The organism is Sinorhizobium sp. CB7, assembly GCF_041357635.1.
Taxonomy (GTDB): domain Bacteria; phylum Pseudomonadota; class Alphaproteobacteria; order Rhizobiales; family Rhizobiaceae; genus Rhizobium.
Map to the genome: position 1 here is coordinate 69,642 of NZ_JAULLL010000016.1, position 20,889 is coordinate 90,530.

16 protein-coding genes are annotated in these 20,889 nt (G+C 59.1%); 9 read left to right on the top strand and 7 right to left on the bottom strand.

Translation table 11 applies throughout. From position 1 onward, the window contains the following. Positions 1-20: 20 nt before the first annotated feature. The 3 genes from choV to AAE029_RS26425 all read right to left on the bottom strand — a co-directional run bounded on the left by choV (position 21) and on the right by AAE029_RS26425 (position 2,939). Positions 21-1,067: a choline ABC transporter ATP-binding protein gene (gene choV, locus AAE029_RS26415; RefSeq protein WP_371075867.1), complete on the bottom strand. Its 1,047-nt coding sequence runs from the start codon at positions 1,065-1,067 to the stop codon at positions 21-23. Then, positions 1,064-1,909: a choline ABC transporter permease subunit gene (choW, locus tag AAE029_RS26420; RefSeq protein ID WP_371075868.1), complete on the bottom strand. Its 846-nt coding sequence runs from the start codon at positions 1,907-1,909 to the stop codon at positions 1,064-1,066. The genes choV and choW overlap by 4 nt, the downstream gene beginning before the upstream one ends. Before the next feature lie 76 nt (positions 1,910-1,985). Next, on the bottom strand, positions 1,986-2,939 hold the full coding sequence (locus tag AAE029_RS26425; RefSeq protein WP_371075869.1) for a choline ABC transporter substrate-binding protein: 954 nt from the start codon (positions 2,937-2,939) through the stop codon (positions 1,986-1,988). Between the two features lie 359 nt (positions 2,940-3,298). Between AAE029_RS26425 and AAE029_RS26430 the strand changes: the two genes are divergently transcribed. The 3 genes from AAE029_RS26430 (at position 3,299) to AAE029_RS26440 (ending at position 6,261) form a co-directional block, all read left to right on the top strand. Continuing rightward, positions 3,299-3,880 carry a thymidine kinase gene (locus tag AAE029_RS26430; RefSeq protein ID WP_371075870.1) on the top strand — a complete coding sequence of 194 codons (582 nt, stop codon included), beginning with the start codon at positions 3,299-3,301 and terminating at the stop codon, positions 3,878-3,880. Positions 3,881-3,982: 102 nt separating this feature from the next. Beyond that, on the top strand, positions 3,983-5,014 hold the full coding sequence (locus tag AAE029_RS26435) for a hypothetical protein (protein ID WP_371075871.1): 1,032 nt from the start codon (positions 3,983-3,985) through the stop codon (positions 5,012-5,014). A gap of 125 nt (positions 5,015-5,139) precedes the next feature. Beyond that, positions 5,140-6,261 carry a DUF2333 family protein gene (locus tag AAE029_RS26440; protein WP_371075872.1) on the top strand — a complete coding sequence of 374 codons (1,122 nt, stop codon included), beginning with the start codon at positions 5,140-5,142 and terminating at the stop codon, positions 6,259-6,261. Positions 6,262-6,551: 290 nt separating this feature from the next. Here AAE029_RS26440 and AAE029_RS26445 read toward each other — a convergent pair whose 3' ends face one another. Continuing rightward, positions 6,552-7,283 (bottom strand): LuxR C-terminal-related transcriptional regulator, encoded by a 732-nt coding sequence (locus AAE029_RS26445; protein ID WP_371075873.1) that lies wholly within the window; start codon positions 7,281-7,283, stop codon positions 6,552-6,554. A 121-nt stretch (positions 7,284-7,404) separates the two neighbouring features. Next, on the bottom strand, positions 7,405-7,866 hold the full coding sequence (locus AAE029_RS26450) for an Lrp/AsnC ligand binding domain-containing protein (protein ID WP_371075874.1): 462 nt from the start codon (positions 7,864-7,866) through the stop codon (positions 7,405-7,407). A gap of 111 nt (positions 7,867-7,977) precedes the next feature. Here AAE029_RS26450 and putA point away from each other — a divergent pair, with 111 nt between their 5' ends. After that, positions 7,978-11,097: a bifunctional proline dehydrogenase/L-glutamate gamma-semialdehyde dehydrogenase PutA gene (gene putA, locus AAE029_RS26455; protein WP_371075875.1), complete on the top strand. Its 3,120-nt coding sequence runs from the start codon at positions 7,978-7,980 to the stop codon at positions 11,095-11,097. Between the two features lie 67 nt (positions 11,098-11,164). On the opposite strand, the gene AAE029_RS26460 is transcribed toward putA, so the two are convergent. Further along, on the bottom strand, positions 11,165-11,668 hold the full coding sequence (locus AAE029_RS26460) for a TIGR00645 family protein (protein WP_371075876.1): 504 nt from the start codon (positions 11,666-11,668) through the stop codon (positions 11,165-11,167). A gap of 177 nt (positions 11,669-11,845) precedes the next feature. Here AAE029_RS26460 and AAE029_RS26465 point away from each other — a divergent pair, with 177 nt between their 5' ends. Continuing rightward, complete coding sequence (locus AAE029_RS26465; protein ID WP_371075877.1) at positions 11,846-13,525, top strand: formate--tetrahydrofolate ligase; 1,680 nt, start codon at positions 11,846-11,848, stop codon at positions 13,523-13,525. A 75-nt stretch (positions 13,526-13,600) separates the two neighbouring features. Here AAE029_RS26465 and AAE029_RS26470 read toward each other — a convergent pair whose 3' ends face one another. After that, positions 13,601-14,353, bottom strand: coding sequence for an extensin family protein (locus AAE029_RS26470; protein ID WP_371075878.1), 753 nt, complete (start codon positions 14,351-14,353; stop codon positions 13,601-13,603). 311 nt (positions 14,354-14,664) lie between these two features. Here AAE029_RS26470 and AAE029_RS26475 point away from each other — a divergent pair, with 311 nt between their 5' ends. From AAE029_RS26475 to queF, 4 genes are all read left to right on the top strand, one after another. Beyond that, positions 14,665-16,896 carry a TonB-dependent hemoglobin/transferrin/lactoferrin family receptor gene (locus AAE029_RS26475; protein WP_371075879.1) on the top strand — a complete coding sequence of 744 codons (2,232 nt, stop codon included), beginning with the start codon at positions 14,665-14,667 and terminating at the stop codon, positions 16,894-16,896. A 273-nt stretch (positions 16,897-17,169) separates the two neighbouring features. Next, on the top strand, positions 17,170-19,359 hold the full coding sequence (locus AAE029_RS26480; RefSeq protein WP_371075880.1) for an anthranilate synthase: 2,190 nt from the start codon (positions 17,170-17,172) through the stop codon (positions 19,357-19,359). A gap of 129 nt (positions 19,360-19,488) precedes the next feature. Beyond that, entirely contained in the window at positions 19,489-20,403 is a 915-nt protein-coding gene (emfA, locus tag AAE029_RS26485) for a CDF family cation efflux transporter EmfA (RefSeq protein WP_371075881.1), read from the top strand. After that, positions 20,404-20,868, top strand: coding sequence for a preQ(1) synthase (gene queF / locus AAE029_RS26490; protein WP_371075882.1), 465 nt, complete (start codon positions 20,404-20,406; stop codon positions 20,866-20,868). It abuts the gene before it with no gap. The last annotated feature ends 21 nt before the right edge of the window (positions 20,869-20,889 follow it).

The window sequence follows — 20,889 nt, forward strand, 5'->3', positions numbered from 1 at the left end:
GGGCGACCCAATCGTCAGGGCTACTCTTTCCGCCTGTGACTGGTCAGCCCCGCCACGATGTCCTGGGCGGAGATCGTGCCTATGATCGCGCCGTTGTCAACCACGCCGATGCTGCCCGGCTGCCGGGCCAAGGCATCGAGAATATCGACGAGCGGCGTCGTGGGGCGTGCCGTGGCGCTGACGCTGGCACCGGCGGCAGCCTGTCCGAGGCCCGGCTGCATGACATCCTTGGCGGTCAGCATGCTGATCGGATTCAAGTGCTGGACGAAGTCCGCAACATATTGATCCGCCGGGTTCCTGACGATCTCTTGCGGCGTTCCGCACTGGATGATGCGGCCGCCTTCCATGATCGCGATGCGGTTTCCGATGCGGAAAGCCTCATCCAGATCATGGCTGACGAAGAGGATGGTTTTCCTGAGCCGGCGCTGGAATTCCAGCAATTCGTCCTGCAGACGCGTGCGGATCAGCGGATCGAGCGCCGAGAATGGCTCGTCCATCAGCAGGATCGGCGCGCCGGTCGCAAAGGCGCGGGCAAGGCCGACGCGTTGCTGCATGCCGCCGGAAAGCTCGTTGACCTTGCGGTTCGCCCATTTCGTCAGGTTGACCAGCTCGAGCTGTTCGCCGACCCTAGTGCGGCGTTCGGCCTCGGCAACGCCGGCGAGCTCGAGCCCGAAGCCGACATTTTCCGCCACTGTCCGCCAGGGCAGCAGTGCGAACTGCTGAAATACCATGGACACGGTGTGCATGCGCAGATCACGCAGTGTCTTGCGATTGGCAGCATAGGGATTGACGAGGCCGTTCACTGTGGCGACGGAAACCTCGCCGCGCACCACCGGCGCCAGCCCGTTGACGGCGCGCAGCAGCGTCGATTTGCCGGAGCCGGAAAGGCCCATCAGCACCAGGATCTCGCCTTCCGTGATGGTGAGGGAGGCGTCGGCGACCCCCAGCACAAGGCCAGTTGCGGCGCTGATCTCATCGCGGGTCTTGCCTTGATCGACAAGAGCCAGGGCAGGCTCAGGCTTGTCGCCGAAGATGATATCGACGTTCTTGAAGGTAACCGCCGTCATGCGTCGTCTCCCTCGCCGGATGACCGGAACATGCGATCAAGGATGATTGCCAGGATGACGATGCAGAAACCGGCTTCGAAACCCTTGGCGATATTGACCGTGTTGAGGGCGCGCACGACGGGGACACCGAGGCCAGGGGCACCGACGAGCGCTGCAATGACGACCATGGAGAGAGACAGCATGATCGTCTGAGTGAGACCTGCCATGATCTGCGGCGTGGCGCAGGGCAACTCCACCTTGCGCAGAACCTGCGTCCGCGTGGCGCCGAAGGATTCCGCTGCTTCGACCAGCGATGGCGGCGTGGAGATGATGCCAAGGCGCGTCAGCCGGATCGGGGCGGGGATCGCAAAGATGACCGTTGCGATCAAGCCGGGCACCATGCCGAGGCCGAAAAGAATAAGCGCCGGAATCAGATAGACGAATGTCGGAATGGTCTGCATGAGGTCGAGGATCGGGCGCATGATGGAGTAAACCCATGCGCGGCGCGCTGCCGCTATGCCGAGAGGGACACCGATCGCCATGCTCACGAAAGTGGAGGCAAGCACGAGGGCAAGGGTCTCTGTCGTCTCTTTCCAGTATCCCTGGTTCATGATCAGCAGGAGCGCAAGACAGGTGAAGACCGCAACCGTGATCGAGCGGCGCAGAAAATATGCGATCAGACTGATGGCAAGCACAACGATGAGGGGATGCGGCGCCTGCAAGACATAGAGCAGCGCGTCGATCACGTGAGCGAGCAGGAAGGCGAGCTGGTTAAAAAACCATTCTCCATTCGAGGTCAGCCAGTCCACGGCCGACTTGGCCCAAGGGCCGATCGGAATTCGGGCTTCGGTTATCCAGTTCACGGTGCTCGCCTATATGAAATTCAAAAGATCACAATGAAAGGAAAGCGGGGCAGCATTGCTGCCCCGATCCTGTCCATCAAAGGCCGAGGCCGGACTTCACAGCCGCCAGACCATCACCGCCGTCCTTTGCCGTGACACCGGCAAGCCAAGGCTCGATCGCTTTCGGATTGGCCTTGAGCCACTCGGAAGCAGCCGTTTCCGGCTCCTCGCCATCGTTTAGAATCTTGCCCATCAATTCATTCTCCATTTCCAGGGAGAATTTCATGTTCTTCAGCAGGGTGCCGACATTCGGGCATTCCTGAAGGTAGCCGGCGCGGACATTGGTGAAGACCTCGGCGCCGCCGTAATTCGGTCCGAAGATGTCGTCGCCGCCCGAAAGATAAGTGAGCTTGAAATTAGTATTCATCGGGTGCGGTTCCCAGCCAAGAAAGATGATCGGCTTTCCTTCCTTTTCTGCCCGGGCGACCTGCGCCAGCATGCCCTGTTCGGAAGACTCGACCACCTCGAAGCCCTTCAGGCCGAAGGTGTCCTTGTCGACCATATCGATGATCAGGCGGTTGCCGTCGTTGCCAGGCTCGATGCCGTAGATCTTTTCTTCGAGGTCATCCTTATGGGCGGCGATATCCTTGAAGTCTTTGATGCCCAGTTCGACGCCCTTGGCATTGGTAGCGAGCGTGTATTTCGCGCCGACGAGGTTGGGGCCGAAGGATTCGACCGATTTGTCATCGAGATAGGGGCGGATATCCTTTTCCTGCGTCGGCATCCAGTTGCCGAGGAAAACGTCGATGTCCTTGTTCTTGAGCGAAGTGTAGGTCACCGGAACGGACAGAACCTTGACGTCCGTCTGATAGCCGAGGCCCTTGAGAACGACGGAAGCAGTCGCGGTCGTGGCCGTGATATCCGTCCAGCCGACATCGGAGAAGTGCACGGTGGAGCAGCTTTCCGGATCGGCGGCAAAGGCGGTGGTAGCGATAGAAAGTGCCGCAACGGCAGCCGCGGTGGCAAATTTGAATGTGCTTGTTGTTTTCATTTCTAGACTCCCAGTCTGACGTTCCCAAGCCAAGCACCAATATCTGACATTTTCAAGCGACCTGCGTGTGTTTGCGCCGGTTTAGACGGTTCGATTGCGACGTCTGCAATTTTCTTGCGCGGTCGCGACGGGAACGCCGGTGTGCTAGAGCGGGATGCCGAAAATGTGTGCGGTTTTCCGGCGACATCCCGCTCTAACTTTCTGATTTGGAGACGGATTCAGATTTCAGGTCGATTCGGCCTGAAATCATCCGGCTCTAGCCGCACGGAAAACCAGATTCTTGCATTTTCTGTGGTTTTTCGCATGGGAGCCTTTCCTTTACGCCATGCAACTTCCATGAAGCCGGCAAGGAGAATGCAATGGCGAAGCTCTATTTCAACTACTCGACCATGAATGCCGGTAAATCGACCCTCTTGTTGCAGGCATCCTATAATTATCAGGAGCGCGGCATGCATACGATCGCGCTGATCGCCGCCTTCGACGAACGGGCAGGGCGGGGGAAAATCTCATCACGCATCGGGCTTATGTCGGATGCAATCCCGTTCGAGACCACCGACGATCTTTTTCGGATCGTGGAAAACCTCAACGCGGAAAAGACGATCGCCTGCGTCTTCGTCGACGAGGCTCATTTCATGACGCGCGACCATGTCTGGCAGCTTGCGCATATCGTCGATCGACTGGCTATCCCGGTGATGGTCTATGGGTTGCGAACCGACTTCCAGGGCAAGTTGTTTCCGGCGTCCCAGGAGCTTCTCGCGATCGCCGACGAATTGCGCGAGGTCAGGACAATATGCCATTGCGGACGCAAGGCAACGATGGTGGTCCGCCTCAACGGCGAGGGCAATGTCGTTCGCGAAGGAGCCCAGATCGATGTCGGCGGCAACGAGAAATACGTCTCCCTCTGCCGCCGCCATTGGGAAGATACGATGAATGGGGTCTGATCCAAACCGGCGCTGCGTCACTCGGTGGGTGCAATACCGCCCGGTTTTCTTTGCCGGAACCGCAGGATAGGCTTCTCCTGCAGCGATTCCATGGAGAGGTTGGTGGGCAAGCTTCCATCATTTGAAAACCAGATCGAAAATGCCGACAAACTCGCCGCGGAAGTGCGCTCCGACGCGGATCATTGCGCGGCCTTTCTCAATCAAGTCGCCAGGCAGTTTTCCGGGCATGGGACAGAGGTCGGTGAGACCGATTTCCAGGAAGAAGAACCTCGATTTCAGGCGTTCGAGAGATGCAGAGATGCTTTCGATCTGCTGCTGGCCAAGCTCGTCCTTCACCTTGAACAGGCAACCACGGACGTCTCGGCCGAGCTCGACAATGCCCGGAGCCTGACCTTGCGGGAAAAGATTGCCGGATTGCTTTCGCGCAAGCGCATGTGGCGCATTCATGCCGATCGTGTCCGCGAGGCGCCGGTCATTGGGCGGCTATTGGACCTGCTCGCCCAGTCGAACAGCCTGGCCGGCCTCGTCAATGAGCATCGCAGCTTCCTTCAGCATTCCCACAGAATGTCGGAGGCCGATCTCGTTGCGATCGTCGAGCATCGCCGGCACCTCGTCAGTAGCATCGATATTGCCCATATCCGCATCAAGGAACTAAGGGCCAAGGCCTTGAATACGGAGGGCCGGATCGGCCTCTATGGCGGCAGGGGCGAAAGAGAACGGCTGGAGCAGGAGCGGATCGAACTGGTGGCGGAGGTCGGTCGCATATCTGCAGAAGAGGAAAGGTTGCGAGAGGCAAGCCGGCATCACGAACGCTTCATAGGCATGTTCCAGGTTTTCGTCGACGGGCTCAACGATCAGATCGGTGTTTGCAACGCCATAATCCGGAAACTGATGATCGATACGGAGGAGCGGCTTATCCTCTACAGGTCTCAGGTGGGGAAGGAGGCGCTGGATTCGAGTTCTGGAAGCCGACCAGGTTATGCGCATATCGCCGATCTTATGAAGCTCCTCGATCAGAATATGCTGGTTCCGCAGGAACTGGAGAGGCGCAAAAGCCTGGCGAACGGCGCTTTCAAAAAGCGCTTCCCGGCATTTGCGAAGCCGCAGAGCAACGCCGATGCGCCAGTCTTCTAATCTCAGAGGGACCGCCTCGCACTGGTCGATGAAAAATACCGCCTTCTTGTTGTGCAGCGGCCCGTGAACACATATGTGCTTGCATCGGAAGGCCTAGAGGAATTTTTCGCATAGGAGATGACGACATGCTTGACCGGGTCACGGCCTTCTTCGAACGGCTGTTTCGTGCCATAGGCCGAGGATTCGGATTGCTCGTCGCCTGGCTGGTCTGGCCGTTTCTCGCGGCGCACGGCTGGTATGCGAAGCGAAACTGGATGATCAGGATCCCGATCATCCTTCTGCTTTTGCTTCTTGTCGGGCTTTATGGCTACTTCTTTTGGCAAACGCAGGCCTGGTCCGGATTCAACCCCAACTTCGTCGACAATTATAAGCTCTCGGAACGCAAGGTACCGGCGGGGCAGGAATTGCCGACGACCGACGCCACGACGGCAAAGACCTGCCAGCGCTCGGCCATCGTCGACGTTTCGGCCGATCTCATCGACTTCAACGTCAACCAGAACGCGTGGATATCGTCGATGCTGCTCTACAAGCTCGGCTTCTTCGGAATCGACTGGGACCACACGCCGTTTCTCGATAACAAGGCTTCCTTCCAGCGCGGCATCAATCAGGCGGTGCGGCGCACGGCGGTGGAACTCGTCGATACGCTCGGCCGGGTTCGGGGCACCTCGGGTATCAATAACGATCTGCAGAGTGCACGCGGCAACATCCAGTTCGATGAATCGAGTTGGTATTTCGGGCTCAATCCATTTGGTCCAAAGACGCCGACGCCGAGCTTCTACCGCGCGGCGATGAACAGCCTGCGCAAGTTCAATACGGACCTTGCCGCCTGCAATGCGGTCTTCGACAGCCGCGCCGACAACCTCATCCAGTTTGTCGACCGCATTGCCAACGATCTCGGCAGTACATCGGATATGCTTGCCGAGCGTTCGCAGAACCACAATCGCGGCTGGTTCGATACACGCGCCGACGACCGTTTCTGGTTCGCCTACGGTCAGCTCTACGGTTACTACGCGATATTGAGCGCAACTCAGGCGGATTTCTCGCAGGTCATAGCCGAGCGGAATATCGCCACACTCTGGACAACAACAATGAGGCAGCTCCAGGCGGCGCTGCGCATACAGCCGGCGATCATCTCGAACGGCCGCGAGGACGGCTGGATCATGCCGAGTCATCTGGCGACAATGGGCTTTTACATCCTTCGCGTCCGCTCGAACCTCGTGGAAATCCGCTCGGTGCTCGACCGATAGACGCACAGCGCTGTAGCGTCCCATCGGAATGCCGATCTGCGGCCTTAGGATTTGCCGACAGTTTTGCCCCTTATCCTAGCCCTCTCCCCGCAAGCGGGGCGAGGGGACAAATCGAGCAAGCGGCTGCGGATCAACGCCGCAGTGAGGGACGGTGGAGGGTGCGACTCCTCCTTCGCCCCGCCTGCGGGGCCGGAGGGCGGATGAGGGCCTGCCCGCCGCCACACTGTCGTATACTGTGTTCCATGAAAAAGCTGAACCGCTCTGGCAAGTCCTGTCGGACGCTCGGCGATCTAGTTGATAAGCTTTAGTCTGATTGCCTTGGCGACGAGCTGGGTGCGGTTGACGCAATCGAGCTTCTTGATCGCGTTGGTCATGTAAGCATTGACCGTATGATCGGAGAGCGAGAGGATCTGGCCGATTTCGACGGAGGTCTTGCCCTGGGCTGTCCAGCGGACGACCTCGAGCTCGCGGGCAGAGAGCATGTTGATCGGCCCGCCATCGCTTCGCTTCAGGCCGTTGTAGGTGTCAAGCGCCTGCAGCATGATCATGGCGAGTTCATTGACCTCGCCCTGGTGGAGGGGCGTGCGGCTCCCGGTAAACCAGAACACCAGCCGCTGGCCATCGATAGAGTTGATCGGAAAGAGATTTCCCATCATTAGTTGATGGCGCAACAGCAGCGCGCGCAGTTCGCCCTGAATTTCAGCGGCGGTGGATTGGCCTTTTTCCTTCAGGTTCCAGAACTGCGGCAGGACGGATTCACGGATGCGCTGAAGCAGAGGGCTGTTGCGCAGCATGTGACTACGGTCGAATTCCCGAAAAAAGAATGTCGGGAGGGATGTTTCGATTACCAGTGGGGAAAGCAAGGTGTCTTCGGTCGCGGGGGCGTTGATCAGCGCGAAATAACTGAAGCCGAAAGCCGCCGTCACGTGCTCCATCGCCTGCGCAAATAGGCCTTGCGTGCGGGCTGCCGAAAGTTCGGCTGAAAGCGCTGACTGTCTTTCTGAGGCGACCATATAGGACATTAACAAACGAGCCTGCCAGATGTTATCGCTATCAAATACTGGAATGGTTATATATGCTAGCGGAAATTAACCTGGTTAACAGTGATTAATTCATTTTTTGAACATTTAATCATCGTGCGCATCAAACCGGCAACAGCGCTGTGCCTTTGACTTCTTCCATAACAGCGTAAGTGTGCGTTTCCCGAACACCGGGGAGGGGAAGAATAACCTCCGAGAGAAACTGCCGATAGGCTTCCATTCCTGCTACGCGCGCCTTGACGAGGTAGTCGAAACCGCCTGCCACCATATGGCATTCCATGACATCGTCACTACGTTTGACCGCGGCGGCGAAGGCGTCGAACACATCCGGCGTTGTGCGGTCCAGTTTCACCTGAACGAAGACGAGAAGTGTGCGGCCGAGCTTTTCCGGCGACAGGATCGCCATATAGCCGGTAATATAGCCGTCGCGCGTCAGGCGCTTCACGCGCTCGGCCGTTGCCGTCGGGGAAAGGTTTACCCGTTCCGCGAGTTCTATATTGGACAAGCGGCCTTCCTTCTGAAGCGCGCGAAGGATCTTGCGATCGAGACGATCCAGCTCTTTCATAAGTCACGGTCTTTCTTATGCTTGCTAGTCAAAGATATTTTTGTAGCCATCCATTTTAGTGAAAAACACCATGAATGAATAGCTATGTTGCGGATATCACGGAGAGAATCTATGCCGACCCCGATTTCCACGCAGCTGCCCCTTTTCAACGCTCCTTTCGCCGGCGATGACGACCGGCTGCTGAATGCATTCGCCGACAAGCTCGAGTTCACGGCCGGACAGGACAGTGCGATCGACAAACGGGCCGGCAAGATGATCGAGGCAATCCGCGCCAATTCCGGCTCGATTGGCGGCGTCGAGGATTTTCTCAGGGAATACGGACTTTCGACCAAGGAAGGCCTCGCGCTTATGGTGCTGGCGGAGGCGCTGCTGCGCGTACCGGATGCGCTGACGCAGGACAAGTTGATCGAGGATAAGCTGAAGGAGGGCGGTTGGAGCGAGCATGAGGGACGCGGCGAGAGTTGGTTTGTCTCGGCCTCGGCCTGGGCGCTCGGCTTGTCAGCCCGCATCATCCGTCCAGGGGACACGCCGGAGGGCGTCGTGCGCGGTCTCATCAAGCGATTGGGCCTGCCGACGGTGCGCAATGCCACGAAACAGGCCATGCGTTTCCTCGGCCATCATTTTGTGCTCGGCGAAACCATTAAAGACGCGCTTTCGCGCGCTGCCAAGAGCGAGGAGAAGGGCTATCGCCACTCCTTCGATATGCTGGGCGAGGGCGCCCGCACAGCTGAAGATGCCAAGCGTTATTTCGCCTCCTATGCAGCGGCGATCGAGGCGATTGGCGGATGGATGGCGAAGAATGGCAAGAACAAGGAATTGCCGGATCGGATGGGAATCTCGGTCAAGCTCTCGGCGCTGCATCCGCGCTATCTTGCAACGCATCGCGACCGTGTGATGAAGGAGCTCGTGCCTGACCTCCTGCGGCTTGCGCAGATGGCCAAAGCCCATCAGCTCAATTTCACTGTCGACGCCGAGGAGGCCGACCGGCTTGAATTGTCGCTGGATGTCATCGCCGCCGTCTTCAGCGACCCGTCGCTCGAAGGCTGGGACGGGTTCGGGCTGGCGATCCAGGCCTATCAGAAGCGCGCAACGGCGGTGATCGACTATATCGATGATCTCTGCGCAAAGCTCGGCCGGCGCATGATGGTTCGCCTCGTCAAGGGTGCCTACTGGGACACCGAGATCAAGCGTGCACAGGAGCGGGGCCTGGAGGATTATCCGGTCTGGACGCGCAAGCAGGCGACGGATCTTTCCTATCTCGCCTGTGCGCAGCGGCTGCTCGACAAGCGGCAGCGTATCTTTCCGCAATTTGCGACACATAATGCCCTGACGGTCTCGACCATCCTGGAACTCGCCGGCAACGATCGCTCCGGATTTGAATTCCAGCGGCTGCATGGCATGGGCGAAACGCTCTACAATCACCTGCTCGACAGCAACGACCGCATTGCTTGCCGCATCTACGCACCCGTCGGCGGCTATCGCGATCTGCTTGCCTATCTCGTTCGACGTCTCCTTGAAAACGGTGCGAACTCCTCCTTCGTCGCACTGGCCGGTGACAAAAACGTGCCGGTGACGGCGCTGCTGGAGCGCCCGGCTGCAAAACTGCAGCTCGACGTCGGGGCTAGCGCACGTAACAGTAGAATTCCGATGCCGGCGGAACTTTACAGCAAGCGCAAGAACAGCGCCGGGCTGGAATTCGGCCATCGCCGGACACTGGACAAGCTGATGACCAATATCCGCCAAGCTGTTGCTGCCACCGCAGCGGAGCCGTTGATTCCCGGCGTCATCGCAAGCGGCGCCGAAATAGCCGTCATTTCGCCCGCCAACCATCAGCAGAAGGTTGGCTCGGTGCGCAATGCGACCGCGGACGATGTCGCCAAAGCGTTCGCAGTCGGTGCCAAAGGCTTCAAGTCATGGTCGCGCAAGCCAGTGGAGGAGCGCGCTGCCGCGCTGGAGCGGATGGCGGACCTGATGGAGGAAAATCGCGACAGGCTGATCGCGCTGCTTGCTGCAGAAGGCGGCAAGACGCTGGATGACGGCCTCGCCGAAGTTCGCGAAGCGGTCGATTTCTGCCGTTACTATGCGGAGCAGGCCCGCAGGTTGTTTGGTGCGATGGTAAAGATGCCCGGTCCGACGGGAGAGGATAACCGCTATCTCTGGCGCGGTCGCGGGGTATTTGCCTGCATTTCGCCGTGGAATTTTCCGCTGGCGATCTTTCTGGGGCAGGTCTCTGCTGCTCTGGTGGCCGGCAATGCCGTCATCGCCAAGCCTGCCCCGCAGACCCCGTTGATCGCCTACGAAGCCGTGAAGCTGTTTCACAAGGCGGGCGTCCCGACGGATGCGCTTCTTTTCGTGCCCGGCGGCCCTGAGGTCGGCTCGACGATAACCGTGCATCCGGCACTCGCAGGCGTCGCCTTCACCGGTTCGACGAAGACTGCCTGGGCGATCAACCGCGCCCTTGCCGCAAAGGACGGACCGATCGTGCCGCTGATTGCTGAGACCGGCGGCCTCAACGCCATGATCGTCGATGCGACGGCGCTTGCCGAGCAGGTGGCGGACGACGTCATCACATCGGCCTTCCGCTCGGCCGGTCAGCGTTGCTCGGCGCTGCGTCTGCTCTTCCTGCAGGAGGATGTGGCCGAACACATGACGCAGATGATCGAGGGTGCTGCCAAGGAACTGCAACTCGGTGATCCGAGCCTGGAGACGACCGATGTCGGCCCGATCATCGACGAGAAGCAGAAGGCGATGCTCGAAGCGCATATCGCGGAAATGAGGCAGACGCAAAAGCTACGGTATGCCGGACGTGCGCCCGCCGGCGGCAGCTTCTTTGCGCCTCATATCGTCGAGCTCGACAAGCCCGGTGCTCTGACGAAGGAGGTCTTCGGACCCGTGCTCCACGTCGTCAAATGGAAGGCGAAGGAACTGCCGCAGGTGCTTGCCGATATTAATGCCTCCGGCTACGGCCTCACACTCGGTGTCCATAGCCGCATCGAAGCGACGATCCGCACGGTGGCCGACGCGCTCGATACCGGCAATGTCTACGTCAACCGCAATATGATCGGCGCCGTGGTCGGCACGCAGCCTTTCGGCGGCTCCGGTCTTTCGGGCACCGGCTTCAAGGCGGGAGGGCCCGCCTATCTGCAGCGTTTTGCACTGGAGCAGGTCATCTCGGTTAATACGGCAGCCGCCGGCGGCAATGCCAGCCTGATTGCGATGGGAGATGGTTGAACCGTGAAGGTGAAGCCTTCGGCCTGAACCGGAAGCTTCGCCGCTATTGTGCGGACGACAGTATATGCTAGTGCGGTTTTGCCCTGCTCATCATCGCTTCGAGAAAGCCGAGCATTACGGCTGAGATCACAAAGGCGAGATGCATCAGCGTCAGCCACATGATCCTGCTATCGGTATATTGTTCCACATTCAGGAAAACCTGCAGCAGGTGAATGGATGAAATGGCAACGATCGAGGAGGCGACCTTGATCTTCAGGCTGCCGGAATCGAGCTTTCCGAGGAAGGACACCTCGTCCTCGCCCTCATCGAAGCGACTGACAAAATTCTCATAGCCGGAGATCATCACCATGACGATCAGGCTCGCGACCAGCGCGGCATCGATGAGGCCAAGCATGGCAAGGATCATCTGCGCTTCGTCGAGTTCGAAGACGCCGCCTGCGACTTTCAGGAACTTATAGCCGAAGGAAAATGCGTAGACTGCCAGAGCAGCAACCAGTCCGAGATAGAAAGCCACAAGCAGCCAACGGCTCGACAGGATGATGCGTTCGACGAGGACTTCCAGTGATCTCATGCCCGGCTTATCTCCACTTCAGATTCGTCTGCGGCCAGTTAACCCGCCCATCGTGCCGTCAGCAAGACCGGAGACAGGCGCTGCCCTTCACTTCGCGCCTATTCACAGCATGACCGGATTCGGCTATGCCCGAGAGGGCTCGCCCGCTCCGGGGCGCAGGAACGGGAAGCAAATCGAATGTCCACGGTGAAATCCGATATCGAAATTGCGCGTGCAGCGAAGAAGAAGCCGATTTTCGAGATCGGGTCGTCGCTCGGCATTTTGCCGGCCCAACTTATGCCGTATGGCCACGACAAGGCGAAGATCAGCGCCGATTTCATCGATGCGCAGGCAGGCAAGCCGGACGGGAAGCTCATCCTCGTCACTGCCATCAATCCCACTCCCGCGGGCGAGGGGAAGACGACCACCACCGTCGGGCTCGGCGACGGACTGAACCGCATCGGCAAAAAGACGATCGTCTGCGTGCGCGAGGCCTCGCTCGGACCCTGTTTCGGCGTGAAGGGCGGTGCGGCCGGCGGCGGCTATGCGCAGGTCATTCCGATGGAAGACATCAACCTGCACTTCACCGGCGATTTTCACGCTGTCACTTCCGCTCACAATCTGCTCGCCGCGCTCGTCGACAATCACATCTACTGGGGCAATGAGCAGGACATCGACGTTCGCCGCATCACCTGGCGGCGCGTCATGGACATGAACGACCGGGCGCTGCGCAGCATGGTTTCCTCTCTCGGCGGCGTGGCAAATGGATTTCCGCGTGAATGCGGATTCGACATCACCGTTGCCTCGGAGGTGATGGCGATCCTCTGTCTCGCTTCCGATCTCAAGGATCTCGAACGGCGCCTGGGGAAAATCATCGTCGGATATCGTCGTGATCGGACGCCGGTTTACGCCAGCGATCTGAGGGCGGACGGGGCGATGGCGGTGCTCTTGCGTGACGCCATGCAGCCCAATCTCGTACAGACGCTCGAAAACAACCCTGCCTTCGTGCATGGCGGGCCTTTTGCCAACATCGCACACGGCTGCAACTCGGTCATCGCCACCACTACGGCACTGAAGCTTGCGGATTACGTGGTGACGGAAGCGGGCTTCGGCGCCGATCTCGGTGCGGAGAAATTCTTCGACATCAAATGCCGCAAGGCGGGACTTTCGCCGGATGCGGCCGTCATCGTGGCGACGGTTCGCGCGCTGAAGATGAATGGTGGCGTCAAAAGGGAAGATCTCGGCAAGGAAGATGTGCGGGCGCTGATCAAGGGCTGCGCCAATCTCGGCCGTCACGTGGCGAATGTGCGCAAGTTCGGCGTCCCGGTCGTGGTCGCCATCAATCATTTCGTTACCGACACGCCGGCCGAGATCAAGGCGGTACAGGAATATGTTTCGCGTCTCGGGGCGGAGGCGATCCTCTGCAAGCATTGGGCGGAGGGGTCGGCAGGCATCGAAGAGCTGGCCTACAAGGTGGTCGAACTTGCCGAATCCGGCCAGGCCAGGTTCCAGCCGCTCTATCCCGACCATCTGCCGCTCCTTGAAAAGATCGAGATCATCGCCTCGAAGATTTATCATGCCGGCGAAGTGACCGCCGACAAAGCTGTGCGCGACCAGCTCCTGGCCTGGGAAGAGCAAGGCTACGGCAATCTGCCGGTCTGCATGGCAAAGACGCAATATTCCTTTTCGACCGATCCGAACCTGCATGGGGCGCCGGAGGGGCATATCGTGCCGGTCCGCGAGGTCAGACTATCGGCTGGAGCCGGTTTCGTTGTCGCCATCACGGGCGAGATCATGACTATGCCGGGATTGCCGAAATCGCCGGCGGCGGAGCGGATTTTTCTCAACGATCAAGGCTATATCGAGGGATTGTTCTAGAGCCGGATGATTTCAGGTCGGATCGACCTGAAATCTGCATCCGTCTCTCCATCAAAGAGTTAGCGGGATGTCGCCCTATCGGCAAAAGCGGAACCCGCCCTTTCTCTCGATCACATCGAGATGGAAGTGGGTTTCGTGCGCGGCATCGCTCTCCGGGTCGAGAACGGTCGTGAAATAAAGGCAGGCGGAAGCGCTGACCGCTCGCTGGAAGGCGCCGGTCAGCGTCGGGTCTTCGCGGCGCGGCTGGACAGCGACGGGCTCGCCTTTCTCGAAACTGAAGCTTGCGACATCGACTGCGTTTCCGCGCGCATGTTCGGAAATCTTGCCCGTGGCCGCACCATTGCGCAATCGGCAGATATAGGTCGAGGCCTGATTGATTGCTGTGATGCGTCCCTGATCCGGAACCGCGATGGAAGCGGCGGGAATGACGACTTCCTTCATCCAGTGGGCGAGCGCCAAGGCGGTTTCGCAACGCATTGTCCCTTCGGGTTTCAGCTTCATTCCGGGAAGGACTTGCGAAACGACAATCGGCTTGTCGATGCCGCAGCCATTGCCATCGTCGATCCTCGGGGCATCCTTAAATGTTGCGCCCATTGCCTGCAGCGCCTTCACGCAGGTGTCATGCGCCTCGGTGGTTTCAGGTTCGATGGTCGGGGGCGGGGGCCATGGAGGTCCCATTTTCGGCGGTATCGGTTGCGCTGTCTGAGGTTTGGGGCTCGGTACAGCGGGAGCCTCTTCTTTCTCTTCCTGGGAATTCTGCGAGATGTCGGGTTTGGCCGCCGGGATCGGACCCTTTTCCGGTAGTGTCGCTGAAGTAAGCGATATCATGAAAATTGCGGCCAATGCCGTCTTCAAAGTCCTTCGCACGCTCTCATCCGTGTTCATTGCGGGCAGGGAAGAGAACGCTCGAGAGCGGATTCAGTTGCAATTGGGCAACGGAAACTGCAATCGTTAAAACTTGATATTTTATTCATGATTTTGAGGTTGCGTTATATTGACAATCACACTCATGTTTTTTATGCGGCAAAAAGAAGGCGCTCACGCCTTCATGTTCATCATGTGAAAGCCTAGCCAGCCCCTCGAGCGACGACGCTCCGACCAGCCAGCCCGGTAAGATCTTTTGAAAGGGTTGGTTTACGATGGTCCGGCGATCACGCTCGGTTCTTTTGGCCTGCACAGCGGCCGTCCTGATAATTCCTGTTTCCCATGCCGTTGCGCAGAGCGCGCCCACTGCCGAGACCGCCACGCAGGAGGGAGCCACCGCCCTCCAGAAGATCGTGGTCAAGGGCAAGCGGGCACCCGCCGCAGGAAGCGTTGCCGAGACGCCGCTCGCTTCGGAGACGACGGCGCAGCAGATAGACGACAACCAGATCACCAGCATCGAGGATCTGGGTCGCAGCCTAGAGCCGGGCGTCAGCTTCGATCGCTCCAACAACAGCATCAACATTCGCGGTCTGGACCAGGACCGCGTCTTGACGACGGTCGACGGCATTGAGATCCCTTATCTTCTCGATGGCGCCCGCGAGGCCGATGGTGGCGTCACTAGTTTCGACTTCAATTCGCTGTCCACCATCGACATCGTCCGCGGCGCGGATTCGAGCCGTGCGGGATCAGGGGCGCTCGGTGGCGCCGTCGTGCTACGGACGTTGGAGCCCGAAGATCTGATCGGACCCGATGCGACCTGGGGCGGCATCTTCAAGCTCGGCTTTGACAGCGAGGACCAAAGCATCGGCAGTTCCGCCGCTGTTGCCAAGCGGATCGACAACACGGCGATCCTGTATCAGGGCGGCTACAGCAACGGGCATGAAAGGGACAACAACGGCGATGTCGGCGGATATTCGACGGCCCGCTCCGATCCTGATCCCAGGGATTTCGATCAGTACAATCTCCTGTTCAAGGTCCGCCAATATACCGACAGCGGCCATGTCTTCGGTCTGACCGCCGAGCGGTTCGATCGGGATGAAGATATTGATCTCAGGCACAGCCAAAGTCTCACCGGAAACCTCCGCCCGGACAATTGGGACGGCTTTGAGGATGTCCGCCGCGACCGCGTCTCCCTCGACTACAGGTTCGAGGCGGTTGACGACGATGCCCTGATCGACAGCGCCAATGCCATCTTCTATTGGCAGGACGTGCTACGCGAGAGCGGGACGGCGGGATACCGTTATCGATCCGTCGTCGGAGACTATGCCCGCAGCAACGAAGTCGAGGAACGCAGCATCGGCTTCATTGGAAACGTTGAAAAATCTTTCGATACCGGCGGCCTCAACCACCGTGTCACGGCCGGGCTCAATGTGGCCTTCTCCAAAACAACGCAATATTCCGCCGGCGTGGACAGTTGCTCAGGTGGGCCCTATTCCCCGTTCGATCCGTGCAACTTCCTGCACTCGAACCAGTCAGACATGCCGGATGTTGACGGCAAGCGGATAGGCCTGTTCATCGATGACAAGATCTCGCTTGGAGACGGTCCATTCTCGGTGACCCCGGGCCTGCGCTTCGACTGGTACGACTACTCGCCGAAGGAAACCGCTTCCTACACGGAGAATCCGAATTTCGACGGCCTTCCTCCCGGCCAGTCCGACAGTCAGTTTTCGCCGAAACTGCGCGCCTCCTATCAGCCGCGTGAGGATGTCGAGCTTTATGCACAGTGGTCGATGGCTTTCCGCGCGCCAAATGTTAGCGAACTTTATCTCGATTACGGAGCTCCGGGGACTTATCTCCGTCTTGGCAATCCCAACCTGAAGCCGGAGACGGGCAACGGCTTCGAGCTGGGGGCAAATCTCGGCGACCAGGATTTCGGCGGCCATATCGGCCTCTTCTACAACCGCTATCGCAATTTCATCGATACCGCGGCCTCCACCGATCCGACCGGGACCTATCCCCTAGGTGTAACGGAGTACTTCAATCGTGACAGGGTTCGCATCTACGGTGTCGAGGTTAAGGCGCACAAGGCTCTCGACAACGGGATTCACTTCTTCGGCGCTCTCTCCTACGCCGATGGCAAGGATACCGAGACTGGCGACTATATCCGTTCCGTTGCGCCCTTTAAGGTGGTTCTCGGCACCGGATATGCGGCAGAAACCTGGGGAGCGGATATCAGGCTCGTCGGCACGAGCGGCATGAAGGATGACAATGACGACACCACCTTCGATGCCCCGGGCTATGGTATCGTTGACCTCACGGCATGGTGGGAACCTGAGCAGCTAAACGGGATGACCGTCCGGGCGGGGATCTACAACCTGTTCGACAAGACCTATTACGATGCCTTGACCGTCCGCGATGTCGACCTGACGTCGGCCACATCGCAGCCGAAGGAATATTATTCAGAGCCGGGCCGCACCTTCAAGCTGACGCTGACGCAACGGTTCTGATCTCTTTGCGGATGATCTCCGGGCGGCGTGGCTCGCGCCGCCCTTTCGCTTGCGGCAAATTCGGTTTTATTACCGCTTGCGCAATACAAAGTCTGGCGCTAACAATTCCGCCATGAACACGACATTGAACATTGCGATCTGGTGGTGGGCTCGCTGACGCGGCCTCGACCAATCGTGCCTTGATACGATGAGCAAGCCGCCCGGAAAATTTCGAGGCGGTTTTTTTGTTTTCAAGCCGCCTGTCATCCGGGCCTGATAACGGAGTGAGGAATAATGGTAACGATCCTGCGGGATGATGGAGCGGAAATCTACGAGACCAGGGGCGGCATTACCGTTACCCGCCAGCGTCGGCCGATTCCCTATGCGGATGCGGTCTCGTCCTATGTCGATAAGCTCGACGAGCGCCGTGGCGCGGTCTTTTCGTCGAACTACGAATATCCCGGCCGCTATACCCGCTGGGATACGGCCATCGTCGATCCGCCGCTCGGTATTTCCTGCTTCGGCCGCGATGTCTGGATCGAGGCCTATAACGAACGCGGCGAGATCCTCCTCGGCTTCATTGCCGAGCGATTGAAGACAGTTTCGGAGCTTACGCTCGGTGCATCGACTGCTTGCCGGCTCGACCTGACGGTGAAGACACCAGATCGGGTCTTTACCGAGGAGGAGCGTTCGAAGATACCGACGGTCTTCACGGTGCTGCGCGCCGTTACCGATCTCTTTCACTCGCAGGCGGATTCGAACATCGGGCTCTTCGGGGCGTTCGGCTATGATCTGGCCTTTCAATTCGATGCCATTGATCTCAAGCTCCAGCGCCCGTCTGACCAGCGGGACATGGTGCTCTACCTGCCGGATGAAATCCTCGTCGTCGACAACTATTCCGCAAAGGCGTGGATCGACCGCTACGATTTCGAAAAGGACGGCCTGACCACCGAAGGCAAGGCGGCCAATATCGCCGCCGAGCCCTTCCGGCATACGACTGCAATCCCGCCGAAGAGCGATCATCGGCCGGGCGAGTATGCCGAGCTCGTGGTGAAGGCGAAGGAGAGCTTCCGTAAGGGCGATCTCTTCGAAGTTGTGCCGGGGCAGAAGTTCATGGAACGTTGCGAAAGCAAGCCGTCCGATATTTCCAAGCGGCTGAAAGCGATCAACCCGTCTCCTTATTCCTTCTTCATCAATCTCGGAAACCAGGAATATCTGGTCGGCGCTTCGCCAGAAATGTTCGTGCGCGTCTCAGGCCGGCGTATCGAGACTTGCCCGATCTCCGGCACCATCAAGCGCGGCGACGACCCGATCGCCGACAGCGAGCAGATCCTGAAGCTCCTCAATTCGAAGAAGGACGAATCCGAGCTGACCATGTGCTCGGATGTCGACCGCAACGACAAAAGCCGCGTCTGCGAACCGGGTTCGGTCAAGGTCATCGGGCGGCGCCAGATCGAGATGTATTCACGCCTGATCCATACGGTTGACCATATCGAAGGGCGTTTGCGCGACGACATGGATGCTTTCGACGGTTTCCTTTCGCATGCCTGGGCGGTGACCGTAACGGGAGCGCCGAAGCTATGGGCGATGCGCTTCATAGAAGCCCATGAAAAGAGTCCGCGCGCGTGGTATGGTGGAGCGATCGGCATGATCGGTTTCAATGGCGACATGAATACCGGCCTGACGCTCCGCACCGTGCGCATCAAGGACGGCATCGCAGAAGTGCGTGCCGGCGCAACATTGCTGAACGATTCCATTCCTGACGAGGAAGAAGCCGAAACCGAACTGAAGGCCTCCGCCATGCTTTCCGCTATCCGTGATGCCAAGACTGCGAACACCGGCAAGGCGCAGCGCGATGTTGCCTCTGTCGGCAAGGGGATCAATATCCTCCTGATCGACCACGAGGACAGCTTCGTCCATACGCTTGCGAATTACTTCCGCCAGACAGGTGCTACGGTCTCGACCGTGCGCAGCCCCGTACCGGAGGAGGTTTTCGATCGGATCAATCCGGATCTCGTCGTGCTGTCGCCCGGACCGGGCAATCCCAAGGATTTCGATTGCAAGGCGACGATCAAGAGGGCGCGTGCCCGTGGCTTGCCGATTTTCGGCGTGTGCCTCGGCCTGCAGGCGCTGGCGGAAGCCTATGGCGGCGAGTTGCGCCACCTGGCGCTGCCGATGCACGGCAAGCCGTCGCGCATTCGCGTATTAGAGCCCGGGATCGTCTTTTCAGGCCTTGCGAGAGAGATCACTGTCGGGCGCTATCATTCGATCTTCGCCGATCCTTCAACCCTTCCGCGCGACTTCATGATCACCGCGGAAAGCGAGGACGGCACGATCATGGGTATCGAGCACGTCAGGGAGCCGATCGCAGCCGTCCAGTTCCATCCGGAATCGATTATGACACTCGGCGGTGATGCTGGCATGAGGATGATCGAGAATGTCGTGGCGCACCTGGGAAGGAAAGCGAAAACCAAGGCTGCCTGAAGGTTTGACATTCCGCCCGAATTGGCGGATAGGAAGGTCAATAAGCCGCCTGCGCGATCCCGCGCGGGCGGTTTTGCGTTTTAATACCGTGGCTTTTGCAAATCGGTTGCATCTGCACAGGAGAATGACATGGATGGACAGGGGAATCGGACCGTGCAGCGCCTGGCCCTCTGGGGAATCCCCGTTTCGCTGGGGGTGATGGGGCTGAAAATGCTCGCCTGGTGGGTAACCGGCTCGGTGGCGCTGCTTTCCGACGGGCTCGAATCCTTCGTCAACGTGGCGGCCGCGTTCATCGCCTTCTTCGTGATCCGCTATGCGCAGAAACCCGCCGATCACGACCATCCCTTTGGCCATCACAAGGCGGAATATCTTTCTGCTGTCACCGAGGGTGTGCTTATCGTTGTCGCCGCGCTGTTGATCGTGAACGAGGCCATTGACCAGCTTGCCGCTCCGCGGATGCTGGATGCGCCGGTGCTGGGTCTGACGATCAACTTTGCCGCCGGTGTCATCAACGGAATCTGGGCGCTGCTCCTGATCAGGACTGGCCGAACGCACCGCTCACCGGCGCTGACTGCGGATGGCCAACACATCATGTCCGATGTCGTGACTTCCGTCGGCGTGCTCGTCGGCCTGTTGCTGGGGCTTGCGACGGGCTATGCGATCTTCGACCCCATTCTGGCAATCCTGGTCGCTGTCAATATTTTGTACCAGGGGTGGAAGGTGATCTCCCATTCGATCGGCGGACTCATGGATCAGGCTGTCGATCCGGCAGAGGAGGAAGCGATCAAGCAGGCGATTGCCACGCATGCGAACGGCTCCATCGGCGTACATGATCTGAAGACGCGCAAGGCGGCCTCAGTCACTTTCGTCGATTTCCATCTCGTCGTGCCGGCGGCCATGTCCGTGCGCCAGGCGCACGATATCTGCGACCGCCTTGAAGATGCCATCCGCGCGATCCATCCGGGAGCGGAAATAACCATCCATGTGGAGCCGGAGGGCGAGAAGGCCCATGGCATCCGCGTCAAAGTCGTAAAGGAGGCTTGAATGCCCAAGACCGATGTTTCCGGGCTGTCCATGCTGGGCAGCAAGACCGAGACCGCGAACAGTCCCGAAGAAGCCGTTCTGGAAAAGGTGCCCTCCGGCCATAAGGGCACCGATTACGTGGTCCGCTTCACCGCGCCGGAGTTCACCTCGCTCTGCCCCATGACCGGGCAGCCGGACTTCGCCCACATCGTCATCGATTACATCCCGAAAGAATGGCTGGTGGAATCGAAATCGCTGAAGCTCTTCCTGCATTCCTTCCGCAACCACGGCGCCTTCCACGAGGATTGCTCGATCTATATCGCCAAGCGGATCGTCGATCTGCTTGATCCGAAGTGGCTCAGGATCGGCGCCTACTGGTATCCGCGTGGCGGCATTCCGATCGATGTCTTCTGGCAGACCGGCAAGCCGCCAGAAGGCGTCTGGCTGCCGGATCAGGGCGTCCAGTCCTATCGCGGGCGCGGCTGAGATTGCTCCCTGCACGCCGGG